Genomic DNA, 18,208 nt, shown 5'->3' with positions numbered 1-18,208 from the left:
CATGCCTGAGTATGATTACATTCGCGATGGCAACGCCATCTACGAGCGTTCCTTCGCCATCATCCGCGCCGAGGCCGATCTGTCGCGCTTCTCCGAAGAGGAAGCGGATCTGGCGGTGCGCATGGTGCACGCCTGCGGTTCCGTCGAGGCGACCAGGCAGTTCGTGTTTTCTCCCGATTTCGTAAGCTCGGCCCGTGCGGCGCTGAAAGCCGGTGCGCCGATCCTCTGCGATGCCGAGATGGTTGCGCACGGTGTCACCCGCGCCCGTCTGCCGGCCGGCAACGAGGTGATCTGCACGCTGCGCGATCCTCGCACGCCCGGCCTTGCGGCCGAGATCGGCAACACCCGCTCCGCCGCAGCCCTGAAGCTCTGGAGCGAGCGGCTGGCCGGTTCGGTGGTCGCGATCGGCAACGCACCGACGGCGCTGTTCTTCCTCTTGGAAATGCTGCGCGACGGCGCGCCGAAGCCGGCGGCAATCCTCGGCATGCCCGTCGGTTTCGTCGGCGCGGCGGAATCGAAGGATGCGTTGGCCGAGAATTCCTATGGCGTTCCCTTCGCCATCGTGCGCGGCCGGCTCGGCGGCAGCGCCATGACGGCGGCAGCGCTCAACTCGCTCGCGAGGCCGGGCCTGTGAGCGGCGTCGGCGTGGGGCGCCTGATCGGTGTTGGGACCGGCCCCGGTGATCCGGAACTTTTGACGGTCAAGGCGGTGAAGGCGCTCGGGCAAGCCGATGTGCTTGCCTATTTCGCCAAGGCCGGGCGAAGCGGTAACGGCCGCGCGGTGGTCGAGGGTCTGCTGAAGCCCGATCTTGTCGAGCTGCCGCTATACTATCCGGTGACGACCGAAATCGACAAGGACGATGGCGCCTACAAGACCCAGATCACCGACTTCTACAATGCGTCGGCCGAAGCGGTAGCGGCGCATCTTGCCGCCGGACGCACGGTCGCCGTGCTCAGTGAAGGCGACCCGCTGTTCTATGGTTCCTACATGCACCTGCATGTGCGGCTCGCCAATCGTTTCCCGGTCGAGGTGATCCCCGGCATTACCGCCATGTCCGGCTGTTGGTCGCTTGCCGGCCTGCCGCTGGTGCAGGGCGACGACGTGCTCTCGGTGCTTCCGGGCACCATGGCCGAGGCCGAGCTCGGCCGCAGGCTTGCGGATACCGAAGCCGCCGTGATCATGAAGGTCGGGCGCAATTTGCCGAAGATCCGTCGGGCGCTCGCTGCCTCCGGCCGTCTCGACCAGGCCGTCTATGTCGAACGCGGCACGATGAAGAACGCGGCGATGACGGCTCTTGCGGAAAAGGCCGACGACGAGGCGCCCTATTTCTCGCTGGTGCTCGTTCCCGGCTGGAAGGACCGACCATGACCGGTACGCTCTATGTCGTCGGTACCGGACCGGGCAGCGCCAAGCAGATGACGCCGGAAACGGCGGAAGCCGTTGCGGCCGCTCAGGAGTTTTACGGCTACTTTCCCTATCTCGACCGGCTGAACCTCAGACCGGATCAGATCCGTGTCGCCTCGGACAACCGCGAGGAGCTCGATCGGGCACAGGTCGCGTTGACGCGGGCTGCGGCAGGCGTGAAGGTCTGCATGGTCTCCGGTGGCGATCCCGGTGTCTTTGCCATGGCGGCCGCCGTCTGCGAGGCGATCGACAAGGGACCGGCGGAATGGAAGTCGGTTGAACTGGTGATCACGCCCGGCGTGACCGCGATGCTCGCCGTTGCCGCCCGCATCGGCGCGCCGCTCGGTCATGATTTCTGTGCGATCTCGCTTTCCGACAATCTGAAGCCCTGGGAAGTCATCACCCGGCGCCTCAGGCTGGCGGCGGAAGCGGGCTTCGTCATTGCGCTCTACAATCCGATCAGCAAGGCGCGGCCCTGGCAGCTCGGTGAGGCCTTCGAGCTTCTGCGCAGCGTTCTGCCGGCAACGGTTCCGGTCATCTTCGGCCGTGCGGCCGGGCGGCCGGACGAACGGATCGCGGTGATGCCGCTCGGCGAGGCCGATGCCAACCGCGCCGACATGGCGACATGCGTCATCATCGGCTCGCCGGAGACGCGAATCGTCGAGCGCGACAGCCAACCCGATCTCGTCTACACGCCGCGCTTCTATGCAGGGGCGAGCCAGTGAGCGATGCGGTTGAGTGCCTCGTCGCAACTGCCGACCGTCGGCACGTCCGCGGGCTTGCGCCGCTCGACCATGATCACCTCGATGCCGAGCCGGCGCGCTGCGGCAATCTTGCCGTAGGTGGCGCTGCCGCCGCTGTTCTTGGCGACGATCACATCGATCTGCCGGCTCCTGAGCAACGCGGCTTCATCGGCTTCCGCAAAGGGACCGGTCGCCAGGATCGCCTCCTGGTCGGGCAGATTAAGCGGCGGCGTCACCGGATCGACGCTGCGGATGACGTAGCTGTGCTGCGGCGCGACCTCGAAGTGGAAAGCTTCCTGTCGACCTATCGCCAGGAAGACGCGGCGTCGCCGATCACCGAGCGCGCTGACGGCCTCGACAACGCTATCGACAGCAGTCCAGCGGTCGCCAGGCAGGGGCACCCATTCCGGTCGGCGGAGGGCGATAAGCGCAACGCCGGTTCTTTGCGCTGCTTCCGCGGCGTTGTGCGAAATGCGTGCGGCAAAAGGGTGCGTCGCATCGACCAGCAGCGCGATATTTTCGTCATGCAGGAAATGCGCCAGCCCATCGGCGCCGCCAAAGCCGCCGATGCGCGTCTTGACCGGCTGCGGCCGCGGGTCCGCGGTGCGGCCGGCCAGCGAGATGGCGGTGTCGTAGCGGACATCTTCGGCCAAGCGGCGCGCGAGTTCGCGTGCCTCGGTGGTGCCACCCAGAATCAGAATACGAGGTTTTTCCATGGCTGACGTGTCGAACAGCGAACCCGCCATCGTCTCCCCCTGGCTGACCGTCATCGGTATCGGTGAGGATGGTGTAGCGGGTCTCGGCGACGAGGCCAAGCGGCTGATCGCCGAAGCGCCGGTCGTCTACGGCGGCCATCGTCATCTGGAGCTCGCCGCCTCCCTCATCACCGGCGAAGCGCACAATTGGCTAAGCCCCCTCGAACGCTCGGTCGTCGAGATCGTCGCGCGTCGCGGCAGCCCGGTGGTGGTGCTTGCCTCGGGCGACCCGTTCTTCTTCGGCGTCGGCGTGACGCTGGCGCGCCGCATCGCCTCGGCCGAAATACGCACGCTTCCGGCGCCGTCGTCGATCAGTCTTGCCGCCTCGCGCCTCGGCTGGGCGCTGCAGGATGCGACGCTCGTCTCCGTCCATGGGCGGCCGCTGGATCTCGTCCGGCCGCATCTTCATCCGGGCGCCAAGGTGCTGACGCTGACCTCCGATGGCGCCGGCCCCAGGGACCTTGCCGAGCTCTTGGTTTCGAGCGGCTTCGGTCAGTCGCGGCTGACGGTTCTCGAGGCGCTTGGCGGCGCCGGCGAACGGGTGACGACGCAGATCGCCGCGCGCTTCATGCTCGGCCTCGTGCATCCTTTGAACGTCTGCGCCATTGAGGTGGCGGCCGACGAGGGCGCGCGCATCCTGCCGCTTGCCGCCGGCCGCGACGATGCGCTGTTCGAACATGACGGGCAGATCACCAAGCGCGAGGTCCGGGCGCTGACGCTGTCGGCACTCGCACCGCGCAAGGGCGAACTGCTATGGGACATCGGCGGCGGCTCCGGCTCGATCGGCATCGAATGGATGCTCGCCGATCCGACCATGCAGGCGATCACCATCGAGGTGGAGCCGGAGCGGGCAGCGCGCATCGGCCGCAACGCGACGATGTTCGGCGTGCCCGGGCTGACGGTTGTCGAAGGCGAGGCGCCGGCGGCGCTTGCCGGCCTGCCACAACCGGACGCGATCTTCATCGGCGGCGGCGGCAGCGAAGACGGCGTCATGGAAGCAGCGATCGAGGCGCTCAAGTCAGGCGGACGGCTGGTTGCCAACGCGGTGACGACGGACATGGAAGCGGTGCTGCTCGATCATCACGCGCGGCTCGGCGGTTCGCTGATCCGCATCGATATCGCGCGTGCAGGACCCATCGGTGGCATGACCGGCTGGAAGCCGGCCATGCCGGTCACCCAATGGTCGTGGACGAAGGGCTAAAGCAGTTCCAGCGAAAGTGTGACGCGGTTTTGCGTCCGGAACTGCGTAAGAAAAAGAAAGAGTAACCTATGACGGTACATTTCATCGGCGCCGGCCCGGGAGCCGCAGACCTGATCACGGTGCGTGGTCGCGACCTGATCGGGCGCTGCCCGGTCTGCGTTTACGCCGGCTCGATCGTCTCGCCGGAGCTGCTGCAATATTGCCCGCCGGGCGCCCGCATTGTCGATACGGCGCCGATGTCGCTCGACGAGATCGAGGCGGAGTATGTGAAGGCCGAAGCCGAAGGGCTCGACGTGGCGCGGCTTCATTCGGGCGACCTCTCGGTCTGGAGTGCTGTGGCCGAACAGATCCGCCGGCTCGAGAAGCATGGCATCGCCTATACGATGACGCCGGGCGTTCCTTCCTTTGCGGCGGCGGCTTCAGCGCTCGGTCGCGAACTGACCATTCCGGCCGTGGCCCAGAGCCTGGTGCTGACCCGCGTTTCGGGCCGCGCCTCGCCGATGCCGAACTCAGAAACGCTTTCCGCTTTCGGCGCTACTGGATCGACGCTGGCAATCCACCTTGCGATCCATGCGCTTCAGCAGGTGGTCGAGGAACTGACGCCGCTCTACGGTGCCGACTGCCCGGTCGCCATCGTCGTCAAGGCCTCCTGGCCGGACGAACGCGTGGTGCGCGGCACGCTCGGCGACATCGCCGCCAAGGTGGCGGAAGAGCCGATCGAGCGCACGGCGCTGATCTTCGTCGGTCCGGGGCTCGAAGCCTCTGATTTCCGTGAAAGCTCGCTCTACGATCCCGCCTATCAGCGGCGCTTCAGAGGGCGCGGCGAATAGGCCGCACTCCCTCGGGGATCGGCCTAAGTTTCCCGCTGAGAGGGCTTTGAAACCTATTCTGCCGGTTCTTCGCGCGGCGGCCGCTGCTTGAGCGGGACGCCGCGCTTTTCCTCGACGCGGTCGCGGTAGAGCGCTGCCTGTCCAAGCAGCATTAGCGTCACCGGCGTGGTGGCGACGACGAAGACGATGATCAGGATTTCGTGGAATACCCAGCGGCTCTGCAGCACGGCAAAGCAGATGATAGAGGCGGTGCAGATCATCAGTACGCCGCCGCTGGTCGCCAGCGTCGGTGCGTGCAGGCGCTCGTAGAAGCTGGTGAACCGGAGCAGGCCGACGGAGCCGATCAGCGCCACTGCGGCGCCGAGGACGGTGAGCCCGCAGACGAGAACGGCTGCCCAGACGGGAAGGTCGGTGAGGTGGCTCATTCGATGATCTCCCCGCGCATCAGGAACTTGCCGAAGGCGATCGACGAGACGAAGCCGATCAAAGCCACGATCAAGGCGGACTCGAAATAGAGCGAGTTGGCCGTGCGGATGCCGAAGGTCAAGAGCATCAGCATGGCGTTGATATAGAGCGTGTCGAGGCCGAGGATGCGGTCCTGGGCGCGCGGTCCCCTCACCATGCGATAGAAGGCAAAAGCCATCGCCAGGCCGAGCATGATCTGGGCAATCAGGATCGACCAGATGATTGATAGTTCCATCATCCGAATATCTCCTTCAGGGCGGTCTCATAGCGCTTGACCGTATCGAGCCAAATGTCCTCGTTCTCCATGTCGAGCACGTGGAAGAGCAGGGACTTGCGGCCGCGATCGTATTCGAGCCAGGCCGTTCCCGGCGTGGCTGTCATGACACAGGCAAGCAGCGCCAGGGCGTTTTCGTCTTCCAGATCGAGATCGATGGTCAGGAAGCCCGAGTTCGGCGGTCGGCGCTGGCCACGCAGGATGACGGCGATGACGGCGATGTTCGAGCGGATCACGTCGACGGCGACGGCAAAGCCGAAGCGCACGATCAACAGAACCCGGCGCGGGTGCGAGCGCACGAGGCCAAGCTTCAGCGTCACCCAGCCAAGACCGGTTGCCAGTACCGTCCCCATCAGGAAGGTGCCGGGCGCAACCGACTGATTGAGCAGGAGCCAGATGATGAGCAGCCCGACGGAGAGCAGGGGATAGGGGAGCCAGGTGCGCATCGCCTATTGCCCTCCCGCCCGCGGCGCTGAGAGCACCCGCTCCGTATAACCCGCAGGATCGAAGAGCGAATCCGCTGTTGCCTGCATGTAGCGCATCGCCGGCCCGGCCTGCACGCTTAAGAAGATGCAGGCAGCGAGCAACACGACGACGGGGGTGATCTCGATGACCACGACGCGCGGCACGGTGTTTTCGATCGACGCCCAGAAGGTGCGGATGCCGACGCGGTTCATAGCGATCATCGCGGCGAGACCGGAAACGATCAGCAGCGTGACATAGGTCCAGTCGGCGGCGGAGACCGCCGGGGTGGCTTCCGCTCCCGACAGGCCGAAGAGACCGCCGAGGATCGCGAACTTGGCGACGAAGCCGGAGAGCGGCGGCAGGCCGGCAAGCAAGAGGGCGCAAAGGCAGAAGCAGAGGCCGAGGATCGCCATCGTGCCGGGGATCGCCGAGCCGACTTCTTCTTCCTCCTCGTCCTCGTCGGCGTCGCCGTAGGCTTCCATCGTCACCGCCAGAACGTCGGCGCCGGCGTCACGTCCGCGCTCGACCAGTTCGATCAGCAGGAAGAAGGCGGCGATCGTCAGTGTCGAGCTGACGAGGTAAAAGAGCGCACCGGCGATCATGCTTGGGTGGCCGAGGCCGATGGCGGCGAGCAGGGTGCCGGAGGAGACCAGCACCGAATAGGCGGCGAGGCGGCCCATGGCCTGCGATGCGAGCACGCCGATGGCGCCGAAGGCGATCGTCAGCAGGCCGCCGGCAAGCAGGATCGGCTGGCCGAAACCGGCAGACGCGCCGGCACTCGCGCCGAAGACCAGCAGCGACAGCCTGAGGATGACATAGATGCCGACCTTGGTGAGGATCGCAAAGACGGCGGCGACCGGCGGCGTCGCGGCTGCATAGGCCGTCGGCAGCCAGAAGCTCAAGGGCCACATGCCGGCCTTCACCAGGAAGGCGACGCCGAGCACGCCGGCACCGACCTCGACCATCTGGCGATCCTCCGGCGAGAGCGTCGCCAGCTTCATGGAGAGATCGGCCATATTGAGCGTGCCGGTCGCGCCATAGATCAGGCTGACGCCGATCAGGAAGAGCGAAGAGGCGGCGAGGTTGATCGCGACATAGTGCAGGCCGGCCTTGACGCGCAGCGGCCCGGAGCCGTGCAGCAGCAGCCCGTAGGACGCCGCCAGCATGATTTCGAAAAAGACGAAGAGGTTGAAGAGGTCGCCGGTCAGGAACGAACCGTTGAGGCCGGCGATCAAGAGCTGGAACAGCGAATGGAAATGATGGCCCGCGGTGTGCCAGCGCGCGATCGAATAGGCCTGGGCGGCAAGCGCCAGTCCGCTCGTCAGGCACAGCATCAGTGCCGAAAGGCGGTCGAGCACCAGCACGATGCCGAAAGGGGCGGGCCAGTTGCCGAGCTGATAGACGCCGTTGCCTGCGGGCGCCCCATCCATCGAGGCGATCCGCATCAGCACGATCGAGAGGATGAAGAGCGCGAGCGTCGAGACGAAGCTCAGCACACCCTTGAGCGAGCGGTTGCGCTCGTCGATCGGGATCATCGCGGCGCCGACCATCAGCGGCAGCAGGATCGGCAGGATCAGCAGGTGGTGCATCCAGTTAGTCATGGCGCTGCTCCCTGCCGTCGACGTGGTCGGTGCCGGTGAAGCCGCGCGAGGCGAGCAGCACGACGAGGAAGAGCGCGGTCATGGCAAAGCCGATGACGATCGCTGTCAGCACCAGGGCCTGTGGCACCGGATCGGTGAAGCGGCTGAGATCGCCGACACCGCCTGGCTCCAGCACCGGCGGCGCGTTCACGCGAAGGCGCCCCATGCCGAAGATGAAGAGATTGACCGCATAGGAGAGCAGCGAGAGGCCGATGATCACCTGATAGGTACGGGGACGCAGCAGCAGGTAGACGCCGGATGCCGTAAGCACGCCGATGGCGGCAGAGAGAATGATCTCCATCAGCGTGCCTCCTTTCGCATGGCGCGTGCATGGGCACGCGGCGCGCGGATCGACTGGTGGGCGAGCGCGATGAGGATCAGCACGGTCGCGCCGAGCACCAGCGAGAAGACGCCGAGATCGAAGAACAGGGCGCTCGCCAGCGGAAACTTGCCGATGATTGGCAGCGTCACGTATTGCGAATGCGACGTCAGGAACGGATAGCCGAAGAACCAGGAGCCGATGCCGGTCGCAGCGGCCACCAGAAGCCCGATGCTCATCCAGCGCAGCGGATGGATGCGCAGCCGCTCCTCGACCCAGCGGGTTCCGCCGGACATGTATTGTAGGATGAAGCCGATCGACATGGCGATGCCGGCAGCAAAGCCTCCGCCCGGCAGGTCATGGCCGCGCAGGAAGAGGTAGGCTGCGAGCATGCCGATGACCGGGAACATCCAACGCATGATCACCGATGGCACGAACAGGTATTCAGCCACGCTGTCACCCTTGTTGCGATCCGGGTGATCGTCGTCGAAGGCGTTCTGGACGCGCTGCTGTTCCGGAGCCTCCAGGCTGTCGGCCTGCGGGCGGAAGCGCAGCAGCAGGGCGAAGACGGTAAGCGCGACGATCGCCAGCACCGCGATCTCGCCGAGCGTGTCGAAGCCGCGGAAGTCGACGAGGATGACGTTGACGACATTGGTGCCGCCGCCCTCCTTGTAGGCGCGCTCGAGGAAGTAGCTCGCGATCGTGTCAGGCATGGGCCGGGTCATGATCGTATAGGCGATCAGCGCCACGCCGCCGCCGGCGACGATCGCCAGCAGGAAGTCACGCAGGCGCCGGAAGCGGACCTTCAGCGACAAGAGCTCGGTTTCCTCGGTGTCCTCGATGCGCTTCGGCAGCCATCGCAGGCCGAGCAGGATCAGCACCGTCGTGACGATCTCGACGAGGAGCTGTGTAACCGCCAGATCCGGCGCCGAAAGCCAGACGAAGGTGAGGCAGGTGGTGAGCCCGGCGCCGCCGAGCAGCACGAGTGCCGCCAGCCGGTGGAACTTCGCCAGGATCGCAGCACCGATGGCACAGGCGATGCCGACCGCCCAGAGGAGGGCAAAGGCCGGATCGATGCTGCGCACGAGAAGCGGCGGCAGCTCGAAATGATTGAGAAGCAGCGGCAGCGCGCCGGCGGCGATCGCGATGAAGACGAGGAAGCGCATCTGCGGCTGCAGCCGCCGCGTGCCGAGGCGCTGCTCCAGCGAACGCGCCCATTTCCAGGAGAGCGTTACCAGCACGCGCTCGAAGATGCGCTGGCCGTGCAGCAGGCGGAAGATCGGTGGCCCCTCGACGCTGGTGGCGAGGTAGTTGCGCATCAGGAAGTAGAGACCGATGCCGCCGGCAAGAGCGACGAAGCTCATGATCAGCGGCAGGTTCCAGCCGTGCCAGACGGAAAGGCTGTAATAGGGCGTGTTGGCGCCGAGAATGGAGACGACAGCCGTGTGCAGGAACGGGCCGATGGTGATCGCCGGAATGATGCCGACGACGAGGCAGGCGAGCACCAGGAACTCGATCGGCACACGCATCCAGCGCGGCGGCTCGTGCGGCACCTTGGGCAGGTCCTCCGGCGTTTTGCCGAAGAAGACGCTGTGGATGAAGCGCAGCGAATAGGTAACGGCAAACATGCCGGCGAGCGTCGCGACATAGGGCGTCATCGTATCGAGAATGTTGGCCTGGTGCGTTTCGATCGCTTCGGCGAAGAACATTTCCTTCGAGATGAAGCCGTTCAAGAGTGGTACGCCAGCCATGGCCGCGCTCGCGACCATGGCGAGCACCGCCGTTCCAGGCATGTACCTGATCAGCCCTCCGAGCTTGCGCATGTCGCGCGTTCCGGTCTCGTGGTCGATAATGCCGGCCGCCATGAACAGCGACGCCTTGAAGGTCGCGTGGTTGACGATGTGGAAGACCGCGGCGACCGCGGCCAGCGGGCTGCCGAGGCTCAGGAGCACGGTGATCAGGCCGAGATGGCTGATAGTGGAATAGGCGAGCAGGCCCTTGAGGTCCTGCTGGAAGATGGCGAAATAGGCGCCGAGCAGCAGCGTCGAAAGACCGGCAAGGCCAACGATCCAGAACCAGGCCTCGGTGCCGGCCATGACCGGCCAGAGGCGCGCCAACAGGAAGACGCCGGCCTTCACCATGGTTGCCGAATGCAGATAGGCCGAAACCGGCGTCGGCGCCGACATGGCGTGCGGCAGCCAGAAATGGAACGGGAACTGCGCGCTCTTCGTCAGCGCGCCGAGCAGCACCAGGATCAGTACCGGCATGTAGAGCGGCGAGTTGCGGATGAGGTCGCCGGAGGCGAGCACCACGTCGAGATCGTAGCTGCCGACGATGCGACCCATCAGCAGAAGGCCGACGAGCATGCAGAGGCCGCCTGTGCCGGTCACGGTCAGCGCCATGCGGGCGCCGTCACGGGCGTGGGCATTGTGGTGCCAGTAGCCGATCAAAAGGAAGGAGACGATGCTCGTCAGTTCCCAGAAGACGGCGAGCAGGATGAGATTGCCTGAAAGCACGACGCCGAGCATCGAGCCCATGAAGGCGAGGAAAAGCGACAGGAAGCGCGGCACCGGGTCTTCCGCGGCCATATAGTAGCGGGCGTAAAGCACCACGAGCACGCCGATCGCGGTTACCAGAACCGTGAAGAGCCAGGCGAAGCCGTCCATCCGGAGCGTGAAGTTGAGGCCGAGTTCCGGCAGCCAGGCGATGTCATAGCGCAGGACGCCGCCCGAGGTGACGAAGGGATAGAGGCCGGCGGCGACGAGGAAACAAAGGAGGGCGATCGCTCCTGCAAACCAGGCTGTCGCACCGCGCTGATCGGGCGGAAAGAAGATTGCAAGGAGGCTTCCCACAAATGGGGCGAGAATGAAGACAGAAAGCAATTTTCCCGCGTATTCGATCGTACCGTTCCCTTCGTTCGGGTTCATGGAGAGCGGGCACCCGAGCGCCGTGCTTTCCAAAAGAATGCACAAGGGACGCACCAGGATTTTGATTCTAGAGCATCTTTTCCGCTTTCAGTGGTTCCACTTGAAGCGAGACACTCTAGAGGCCCGAAAGGGCGGTCGCATCAGCGACTGCCGCAGGTGATGCCGCCATTCCCAAGAATGTGGAGGCAGGCAATTGTTTTTATGGCGATTCGCGGCAGGGCTGCCAAGCCTCAAGCCTGCGAAAAATGCACGCACCTGCGCTTTTTAGCTGAGGCCGAAGCCTCTCAGGCTGCCAGCCACCGACGCTCGAAGGCGAAGGTCGCAAGGTCGTTGGCGCTCATGGGCCGCGCGAAAGCATAACCTTGCAGCCCATGGCAGCCGAGTTCCTTCAGGATGGCCGCGTGTTCGAGGGTCTCGACGCCTTCGGCGATCACTTCGATGCCGAGCGACGTACCGATGTCGATGATGGACTCGACCAGACGCTTTTCGGCTGGGGATTTGAGGATCGGCAGGACGAGCTGGCGGTCGATCTTCAAGCGTCGCGGCGTCAGCTTCAACAGGCTGACGATGGATGCATAGCCGGTGCCGAAATCGTCGATCTCGATGGCGATGCCGAGTTCCTTGATCCGGCGGATGTTCGACAGGACCGTCATGTCGCTTTCGTCGAAGGAGATCGACTCCAACAGTTCAAACGACAGGCGGCCGGCCGGGATCTGCAACTGTTCCAGGCGCTCGATCAGATTTTCGTCGTGAAGCCGGGCATAGGAGAGATTGACAGAGACTTTGGGGATACGAATGCCGCTTGCTTCCCAGCGATAGATCTGGAACAGCGCCTGCTCCAGGATCGCCTGGTCGATCGCGGCCACGACGTTGATGTCTTCGGCCGTCTTCAGGAACGTGTGCGGGCCGAGCAGGCCCTTGGTGGGATGGTCCCAGCGCGCCAGCGCCTCGACGCCGATGATGTCGAGCGAGCGCGGGCAGAACTGCGGCTGGAAATGCGCGATGAATTCGTTGTGTTCGAGCCCGCGCAGGATCTCGTCGGCCGTCTGCTTGGTCTTGAAGACGGCCGTCTTCAGTTCGCCGGTAAAGATCTCGTGGCGGTTGCGGCCGCGGCGCTTGGCTTCATAGAGCGCGATGTCGGCGTTGACGAGCACGTGCGACAGCTCTTCGCTCGTCTGGCTTTGGGCGGCGATGCCGATGCTGACGCCGATGCGGCACTCCTGGTCCTTGTAGCGGACGGGCACGCTCATCGCCTCGATGATGCGTGACGCCAGCCGGGCATCCGGCTCGATGCCTCCATCCTGGCGGACGAGCACGAATTCGTCGCCGCCGATGCGGGCGACGAAGTCCTTTTCGTCGGCATTGCCGCGCAGAAGCTCGGCGGCATGCCGCAGGATCTCGTCACCGGCCGCGTGGCCGAGCGTATCGTTGATCTGCTTGAAGCGGTCGAGGTCCATGTGGAAGATGCTGAGTTTCGCCTCCCGCGCGAAATGCCGGTCGCGATCGGCCAGGACCTGGTCGAGGAAACGCCGGTTTGGCAGGCCGGTCAGCGGATCGTGCAGCGCGTTGAACTCCATGCGATGGCGCGCCGCTTCGAGTTCGACGCTGTGCGCCTCCGCGGTGCGCTTGGCTTCGAAAAGCGTTTCGCGGGTTTCGAAGTCGGCGGTCACGTCCCAGTTGACCCCGACGATCTTCCTGTGGCCGTCGGCGCCGATATAGAACGAGCCGTTGGCCCGGATGTGGCGCGTGCTGCCGTCGGGGAGGCGAACGCGGAAGTCGGAATTGTAGGCGAGCCCGGATTCCAGCGCCTCGGCAAATTCCCGCTCGGCGCGGTCGAGGTCGTCGGGGTGCAGCGCGTCCTTCCAGTCGTCATAGGCCTGACGCAACGACGTCTTTTGCCCATAGAGTTCCTTGGTCCGCTCGTCCCAGAGCAGCTTCTTGCTGGCGATGTCGAGTTCCCAGATGCCGATCTGGGAGGAGTCGAGCGCGATCTTCAGCCGATGGGACAGTTCCTGGAGCTGCACCTTGCTGTATCTGAGCGCACGAATGTTGCCTTGCCGCTCGCTCAAGAGGCGCCCGGTCAACACCATCGGCAGGATGATCATCAGTCCGCCGATGACGATGAGGCCGCGGATGAGCCAGGCGTTGCCCGCCGTCGTCGGCCAACCGCCCTTCGGAACGGCTGCGATATGCCAGGAACCGCCGGGTAGGAGCACGGTCATTTCGACCGGCGAGCCACGGAAAATATTGGCGTCGCCGTAAAAGACCGGACCTTGCGCGCCTGTGCCGTCCTGACCGGCAATGGCGACGTCTAAGCCGAGTTCATCGGAAGAAAGGCCGCTGTCGCGATAGAGCCGGTCCACGTCGATGATGGCCGAGACGATGCCCCAGAAGCGGTTGCTGCCGCCGCCGGCGTCTATCGATACGGGGAAGCGGCCGATCAGCCCTTTGCCGCCCTGGACGAGATCGACAGGCCCGGCAAGCACCATTTGGCCGGTGTCCTTTACGCGCATGACGGCGGCGCGCTGCGCTTCGTTCCGGCGGTAGTCGAGGCCGAGTGCGCGGCGATTTTGTTCGAGCGGGTAGACGAGCGAGACGATGAGATTGGGCGCAGCCGCGATGCTGCGCAATTGCGAGCGCTCGGTGAAGACGCTGCGCGACAGCGCGGCGAAGCGCTGCTGATCCATTGCCGGCTCGGTGACCAGCGTGCCGATCAGCCCACGCACGAGCTGGATGTTGCCGTTGACGTTGGCCTCGAGCTTGGAGCGGATGGGATTGAGTTCCTCGGCGACGCGCGCGCGCTGGCGCGCCTCGTCGACCACCTGGTTCTGGTTGTCCGCAAGGATGCCAGCGACCAGAACAACGAAGGCGGCAATGATCGCCGGAAGATAGCTTGGCGTCAAAACCCTGGAGAGCCTCTTCATCCCGAGGTTGAAAGCATGTCTGGCAGGCACGAAACACCCCGGCGGCACGCGAATGGCTATGTCTTGAGCCGGATAATCCCAAAAGGGTCTTAATAAACCTTGTTTTAGGTCCCGCTTTTATTCCTTCGCGTCTCAGTCACCTTTGTGCTCGGGCAGCTTCTTGTGCTTGGTTTCTGCAAGGTCTTCGAGTTCACCTTCGCTCATGGATTTCTCCATTTCGCGCGAGGCGCCCTTGAGGCTGGATTTCTTGACGTCGCCGCGCTTGGCGGCAAGGGCAGCGCCGGCTGCACGCTGTTGGGCTTTCGACTTGGCTGGCATGGCACATCGCCTTTCGGTTGGTTGCCCTGGCCAACGCGAGGCAGCGCCGGATGTTCCGCGAAGCTAGGTATTCTCCCGCGCTTCGATCATCGCCTGCAGCGTCTCCAGCCGGTCGGCGTCACGCGGCAGCTTGTCCTGTCTCAGGCGCGCGATGCGCGGGAAGCGCATGGCGACGCCCGACTTGTGGCGGCTCGAGCGGTTGATACCCTCGAAGGCGACCTCGACGACGAAACCGAACTCGGGCTCGGCCCTGACGGCGCGCACCGGCCCGAAGCGCTCGGTCGTATTGTCCCGGACGAAACGGTCGAGAATTTCCAGTTCGGCATCGGTGAAGCCGAAATAGGCCTTGCCGACCGGTACCAGCGTTTCCTTTCCGTCGATGTCGGTCCAGACGCCGAAGGTGTAATCGGAGTAGTAGCTCGAGCGCTTGCCGTGGCCGCGCTGGGCATACATCAGCACCGCGTCGATGTTGAAGGGCGCGCGCTTCCACTTGAACCACGGGCCTTTGACGCGGCCCGGCGTATAGGGCGAATCCAGCCGTTTCAGCATGATGCCCTCGATCACCGGATCGGGCGGGTCGGCGCGCAGGCTGTCGAGTTCTTGCCAGGACGAGAAGGGCACCAGCGGCGACAGGTCGAAATGCTGCGGCGAGGCGCGCTCGACGATGTCGGCGAGCCGCGCGCGTCGTTCGACGAAACCCAGTGGGCGAACGTCCTCTTCGCCTGAGAAGAGAATGTCATAGGCGCGGACGAAGGCCGGATAGGTCTCGATGAGCTTAGGGTTGACCGTCTTGCGGTTCAGCCGTTGCTGCAGGTCGGCGAAAGTTCGGGTTGCGCGGTTGCTGCGCGCGGTGCCGCCCACGAGCAGTTCGCCATCGATCACCCCGGTGAAGTCGACGGCCTCCAGGACGTCGGGAAAGGCGCCGGAAATCTCGTCGCCACTGCGGGAATAGAGCCGGCGCACGCCGCCGATATTGGCAAGCTGCACGCGGATCCCGTCCCACTTCCATTCGGCAGCGAAGTCCTTGGGGTCGAGCCCGTCGAGATCGCCGTCGCCGACAGGATTGGCGAGCATGACCGAATGGAAGACGGCCGGCGTCGAAAGCTCGGGCTTTTCCGCCTCGCCCGAAAGCCAGCGGAAGAGCGGCAGATAGGGCGGCGACAGGCCGTGCCAGAGGGTCTCGATCTCGGCGACGTCCTTGCCGCCCATGTCGGCGAGCGCCTGCTTGGCGAGCTTCGCCGATACGCCGATGCGAAGGCCGCCCGTCACAAGTTTGAGGAAGGCGAAGCGCGCCGACGTATCCAATCGGTCGAGCATGTCGCGAACGACGCCGCGCACATCGGCCCGTCCGGTCCTTTGCAGACGCTCGATGGCCTCGCCAAGCGGTATGTCCGCCTCTACGGTGCCGGCAGGCGGCTCCCAGACGAGCGACACCGTTTCGGCGAGGTCACCGACATAGTCGTAGGAATACTGGAAAAGCACCGCGTCCATGCGTTCGAGCAAGAGGTCGCGGATCATCGCCGGCTTGACGGTGTTGAGCGACAGCGTGCCGGCGATCGCCGCGAGCGCATAGCCGCGATCCGGGTCCGGCGCGGTCCGGAAGTAATCGACAAGCAGGCGGATCTTGGCATTGCGCTGCGGGCTGAGGACGAGGCGGTCGAGCAGTTCGGCGAAGGCGCGCATCTCGTCACTCTCCCTCGTCGTCGTAGCCGACGAGGTGAAGCGGGCGGGCGGCGATGCCCTTGAGCTCGCACCAGCGCACCAGCGCTTCTTCGCGTCCGTGCGTGACCCAGACCTCGGCCGGCGCGATCTCGGTGATCGTTGCCGTCAGTTCGGCCCAGTCACAATGGTCGGAGATGATCAATGGCAGCTCGACGCCCCGCTGTTTCGCTCGTTGCCGGATCAACATCCAGCCGGAAGCGAAACTGGCAATCGGGTCGGAGAAGCGCCGCGACCAGCGATCGGCGAAGGCGGCGGGCGGGCCGATCACGATCGTGCCCTTGAAATCCTGCTTTTCGTCGGCGGCAAGCGTTGCCGGACGTAGGGCGCCGAGGTCGATGCCCTGGCTCTGATAGTAGTCGCACAGCCGTTGCAGGGCGCCATGGATGAAGATCGGCTGGTGATACTCCTCTTCGCGCAGGAGTGCGATCACCCGCTGCGCCTTGCCGAGCGCATAGGCACCGACCACGTGCGTGCGCTCGGGAAACTGGGCGAGCGACGTCAGCAATTTGCGGGTTTCCGCGCGATCGTCCGGGTGGTGGAAGACCGGCAGGCCGAAGGTGGCTTCGGTGATAAAGACATCGCAGGCGACCGGCTCGAAGCCAGCGCAGGTCGGATCCCGCCGTCGCTTGTAGTCGCCAGACGCGACGATGCGCACGCCGTTTGCACGAACGGAGATCTGCGCCGAGCCGAGTACATGACCGGCCGGATGGAAGCCCACGTCGACGCCATTGACGACAAGGGGTTCACCGAGGCTGATCGCCTGGCTCGTGCCGCAGAAGTCGTCGCCGTAGCGGATGCGCATGATGTCGAGGGTCTCGCGGGTGGCGAGCACGTGGCCGTGCCCCGCGCGGGCATGGTCGGAATGGCCGTGTGTGATCAGCGCCCTTTCGACCGGTTGAACCGGGTCGATGTAGAAGTCACCGATCGGGCAATAGAGGCCTTTGGGGGCGGGGTAGAGCAGGGCGTCCGGTTTCATGGACTGAAAGATAGCCGGCGAATGCGCATTCGCCAGCCGTCTTGTTCAAGTTTTTCAAGGCGCAACATTCGCTGCGCCTCGATCAGGTTCAGCCGGGCAGAACCAGCGTGTCGATAATGAGCTTCAGCGTGCGGGCGGCATCGATGTCGATGCAGGCCTTCTGGCTCGGCAGATCGTCCCAGGGGCTTGGCGGGAACAAACGGTTGTCGGGGCTCTGGATCGTCTGGCCGTCGGCAATGCCGCCGCAGACGACACGGATCGATCCGCTCCTGACGGTGAAGAGGTCGGGCGCCACGACATAGGCGCAGGCGCAGCTGTCATGCACGACCATGCCGTCGGGCACGTGCTGCTCGTAGAAGGTGACGTAGAATTTTGAGATATCGGCAAGCAGCTTGCCGGCGTCGCCGCCGCGTTCGGCGATATCGGCGATCATCGCCTTGGTCATCACGGTCTGGGTGGTGACGTCGAGGCCAACGACGGTGACCGGCCAGGGCGCCGTCATCACGACGTCGGCAGCTTCCGGGTCGCCGTGGATGTTGGCCTCGGCAGCCGGCGTGATGTTGCCGTTGACGTCGAAGGCGCCACCCATGATGACGACTTCGCGCACGAGCGCTGCGAAATCGGGATCCTCGCGCAGTGCCAGCGCCAGGTTGGTCATCCGGCCAACGGCGATCAGCGTCACTTCGCCGGGATGGGCGCGAACGGTGTCGATGATGAAGCGGTGCGCCGGGCGCGGATCGACCGGCAGGTCGACCGTCTCGGGCACGTCGATGTTGCCGAGGCCATCGTCACCGTGGATGAAGGTCGGCCAGCCGACATGCGGGCGGTCGGGATTGAAAGTCTTGTCGAGACCCTTGGCGACGGGCGCATCGATGCCCCAACGCTGCTTCAGGAACAGCGCGTTGCGGGTAGTGGTTTCGACCGAGGCGTTGCCGAATACGGTGGTGATGCCGATCAGGTCGATGGCCGGGTGACGGTGCAGGAAAAGCAGCGCCATTGCATCGTCGATGCCCGGATCCGTATCAAAGATGACTTTATGCATTCTCGTTCTTCTTTTCTTGTTCTTGTGTTTGACGGCTCGCAATGGAGGCAAGATGGCTGCGAATGTCAATCGCCATCCGGGTTGACTCGGGGAGCGGCCGCGCCTCTGGCCATGGTTTCCATGGGAACATCACCAACCGGGCGAGCATGGCAAGCTCTGCGTGTGGATGAGAACGGCTCATCCAGTCAACCGGGAGGTAATGT

The 18,208-nt window shown here is 64.7% G+C and carries 17 protein-coding genes; 5 read left to right on the top strand and 12 right to left on the bottom strand.

Annotated features, from left to right (window positions below; genetic code table 11):
• Position 1 precedes the first annotated feature (1 nt).
• The 3 genes from FA04_RS15880 to FA04_RS15870 are packed head-to-tail and all read left to right on the top strand — an operon-like array spanning position 2 to position 2,129.
• Positions 2-634: a precorrin-8X methylmutase gene (locus FA04_RS15880; RefSeq protein ID WP_034787118.1), complete on the top strand. Its 633-nt coding sequence runs from the start codon at positions 2-4 to the stop codon at positions 632-634.
• Positions 631-1,368 (top strand): precorrin-2 C(20)-methyltransferase, encoded by a 738-nt coding sequence (locus FA04_RS15875; RefSeq protein WP_034787112.1) that lies wholly within the window; start codon positions 631-633, stop codon positions 1,366-1,368. The genes FA04_RS15880 and FA04_RS15875 overlap by 4 nt, the downstream gene beginning before the upstream one ends.
• On the top strand, positions 1,365-2,129 hold the full coding sequence (locus FA04_RS15870; protein ID WP_034787103.1) for a precorrin-3B C(17)-methyltransferase: 765 nt from the start codon (positions 1,365-1,367) through the stop codon (positions 2,127-2,129). The genes FA04_RS15875 and FA04_RS15870 overlap by 4 nt, the downstream gene beginning before the upstream one ends.
• On the opposite strand, the gene FA04_RS15865 is transcribed toward FA04_RS15870, so the two are convergent.
• On the bottom strand, positions 2,108-2,893 hold the full coding sequence (locus FA04_RS15865) for a cobalt-precorrin-6A reductase (RefSeq protein ID WP_082573069.1): 786 nt from the start codon (positions 2,891-2,893) through the stop codon (positions 2,108-2,110). The two genes, FA04_RS15870 and FA04_RS15865, sit on opposite strands and share 22 nt — an antisense overlap.
• On the opposite strand from FA04_RS15865, the gene FA04_RS15860 reads away from it, so the two are divergent.
• Both FA04_RS15860 and cobM read left to right on the top strand, forming a co-directional pair.
• A complete protein-coding gene (locus tag FA04_RS15860; RefSeq protein WP_034787097.1) occupies positions 2,862-4,103 on the top strand; it encodes a bifunctional cobalt-precorrin-7 (C(5))-methyltransferase/cobalt-precorrin-6B (C(15))-methyltransferase in 1,242 nt (413 codons plus the stop codon). The two genes, FA04_RS15865 and FA04_RS15860, sit on opposite strands and share 32 nt — an antisense overlap.
• Before the next feature lie 68 nt (positions 4,104-4,171).
• Positions 4,172-4,933: a precorrin-4 C(11)-methyltransferase gene (gene cobM / locus FA04_RS15855; protein WP_034787095.1), complete on the top strand. Its 762-nt coding sequence runs from the start codon at positions 4,172-4,174 to the stop codon at positions 4,931-4,933.
• A gap of 53 nt (positions 4,934-4,986) precedes the next feature.
• On the opposite strand, the gene mnhG is transcribed toward cobM, so the two are convergent.
• The 11 genes from mnhG to FA04_RS15800 form a co-directional block, all read right to left on the bottom strand.
• Entirely contained in the window at positions 4,987-5,358 is a 372-nt protein-coding gene (gene mnhG / locus FA04_RS15850) for a monovalent cation/H(+) antiporter subunit G (RefSeq protein ID WP_034787092.1), read from the bottom strand.
• Positions 5,355-5,636, bottom strand: coding sequence for a K+/H+ antiporter subunit F (locus FA04_RS15845; protein ID WP_034787089.1), 282 nt, complete (start codon positions 5,634-5,636; stop codon positions 5,355-5,357). Before FA04_RS15845 ends, mnhG begins: the two co-directional genes overlap by 4 nt.
• Positions 5,633-6,118 carry a Na+/H+ antiporter subunit E gene (locus FA04_RS15840; RefSeq protein ID WP_034787086.1) on the bottom strand — a complete coding sequence of 162 codons (486 nt, stop codon included), beginning with the start codon at positions 6,116-6,118 and terminating at the stop codon, positions 5,633-5,635. Before FA04_RS15840 ends, FA04_RS15845 begins: the two co-directional genes overlap by 4 nt.
• 3 nt (positions 6,119-6,121) lie before the next feature.
• Complete coding sequence (locus FA04_RS15835; protein ID WP_034787084.1) at positions 6,122-7,738, bottom strand: monovalent cation/H+ antiporter subunit D; 1,617 nt, start codon at positions 7,736-7,738, stop codon at positions 6,122-6,124.
• Entirely contained in the window at positions 7,731-8,078 is a 348-nt protein-coding gene (locus FA04_RS15830) for a Na+/H+ antiporter subunit C (protein WP_034787081.1), read from the bottom strand. The genes FA04_RS15835 and FA04_RS15830 overlap by 8 nt, the downstream gene beginning before the upstream one ends.
• Positions 8,078-11,023: a monovalent cation/H+ antiporter subunit A gene (locus tag FA04_RS15825; RefSeq protein ID WP_082573068.1), complete on the bottom strand. Its 2,946-nt coding sequence runs from the start codon at positions 11,021-11,023 to the stop codon at positions 8,078-8,080. Before FA04_RS15825 ends, FA04_RS15830 begins: the two co-directional genes overlap by 1 nt.
• A gap of 284 nt (positions 11,024-11,307) precedes the next feature.
• On the bottom strand, positions 11,308-13,947 hold the full coding sequence (locus FA04_RS15820; protein ID WP_034787079.1) for a bifunctional diguanylate cyclase/phosphodiesterase: 2,640 nt from the start codon (positions 13,945-13,947) through the stop codon (positions 11,308-11,310).
• Between the two features lie 132 nt (positions 13,948-14,079).
• The gene (locus FA04_RS15815; protein ID WP_034787077.1) at positions 14,080-14,265 is read right to left on the bottom strand and encodes a DUF3008 family protein; all 186 of its coding nucleotides are present in this window, start codon (positions 14,263-14,265) and stop codon (positions 14,080-14,082) included.
• A gap of 63 nt (positions 14,266-14,328) precedes the next feature.
• Positions 14,329-15,948: a cisplatin damage response ATP-dependent DNA ligase gene (locus tag FA04_RS15810; RefSeq protein WP_034787074.1), complete on the bottom strand. Its 1,620-nt coding sequence runs from the start codon at positions 15,946-15,948 to the stop codon at positions 14,329-14,331.
• A 4-nt stretch (positions 15,949-15,952) separates the two neighbouring features.
• Positions 15,953-16,963, bottom strand: a complete 1,011-nt coding sequence (locus FA04_RS15805) for a ligase-associated DNA damage response exonuclease (protein WP_034787073.1) — start codon at positions 16,961-16,963, stop codon at positions 15,953-15,955.
• A gap of 88 nt (positions 16,964-17,051) precedes the next feature.
• On the bottom strand, positions 17,052-18,005 hold the full coding sequence (locus tag FA04_RS15800; protein ID WP_034787069.1) for a nucleoside hydrolase: 954 nt from the start codon (positions 18,003-18,005) through the stop codon (positions 17,052-17,054).
• Positions 18,006-18,208: the final 203 nt, after the last annotated feature.

The sequence above is a fragment of the Ensifer adhaerens genome (assembly GCF_000697965.2).
Classification (GTDB): Bacteria; Pseudomonadota; Alphaproteobacteria; order Rhizobiales; family Rhizobiaceae; genus Ensifer; species Ensifer adhaerens.
Note: the sequence above shows the minus strand (reverse complement) of the source record. Positions and strands in the feature narration are given on the sequence as shown.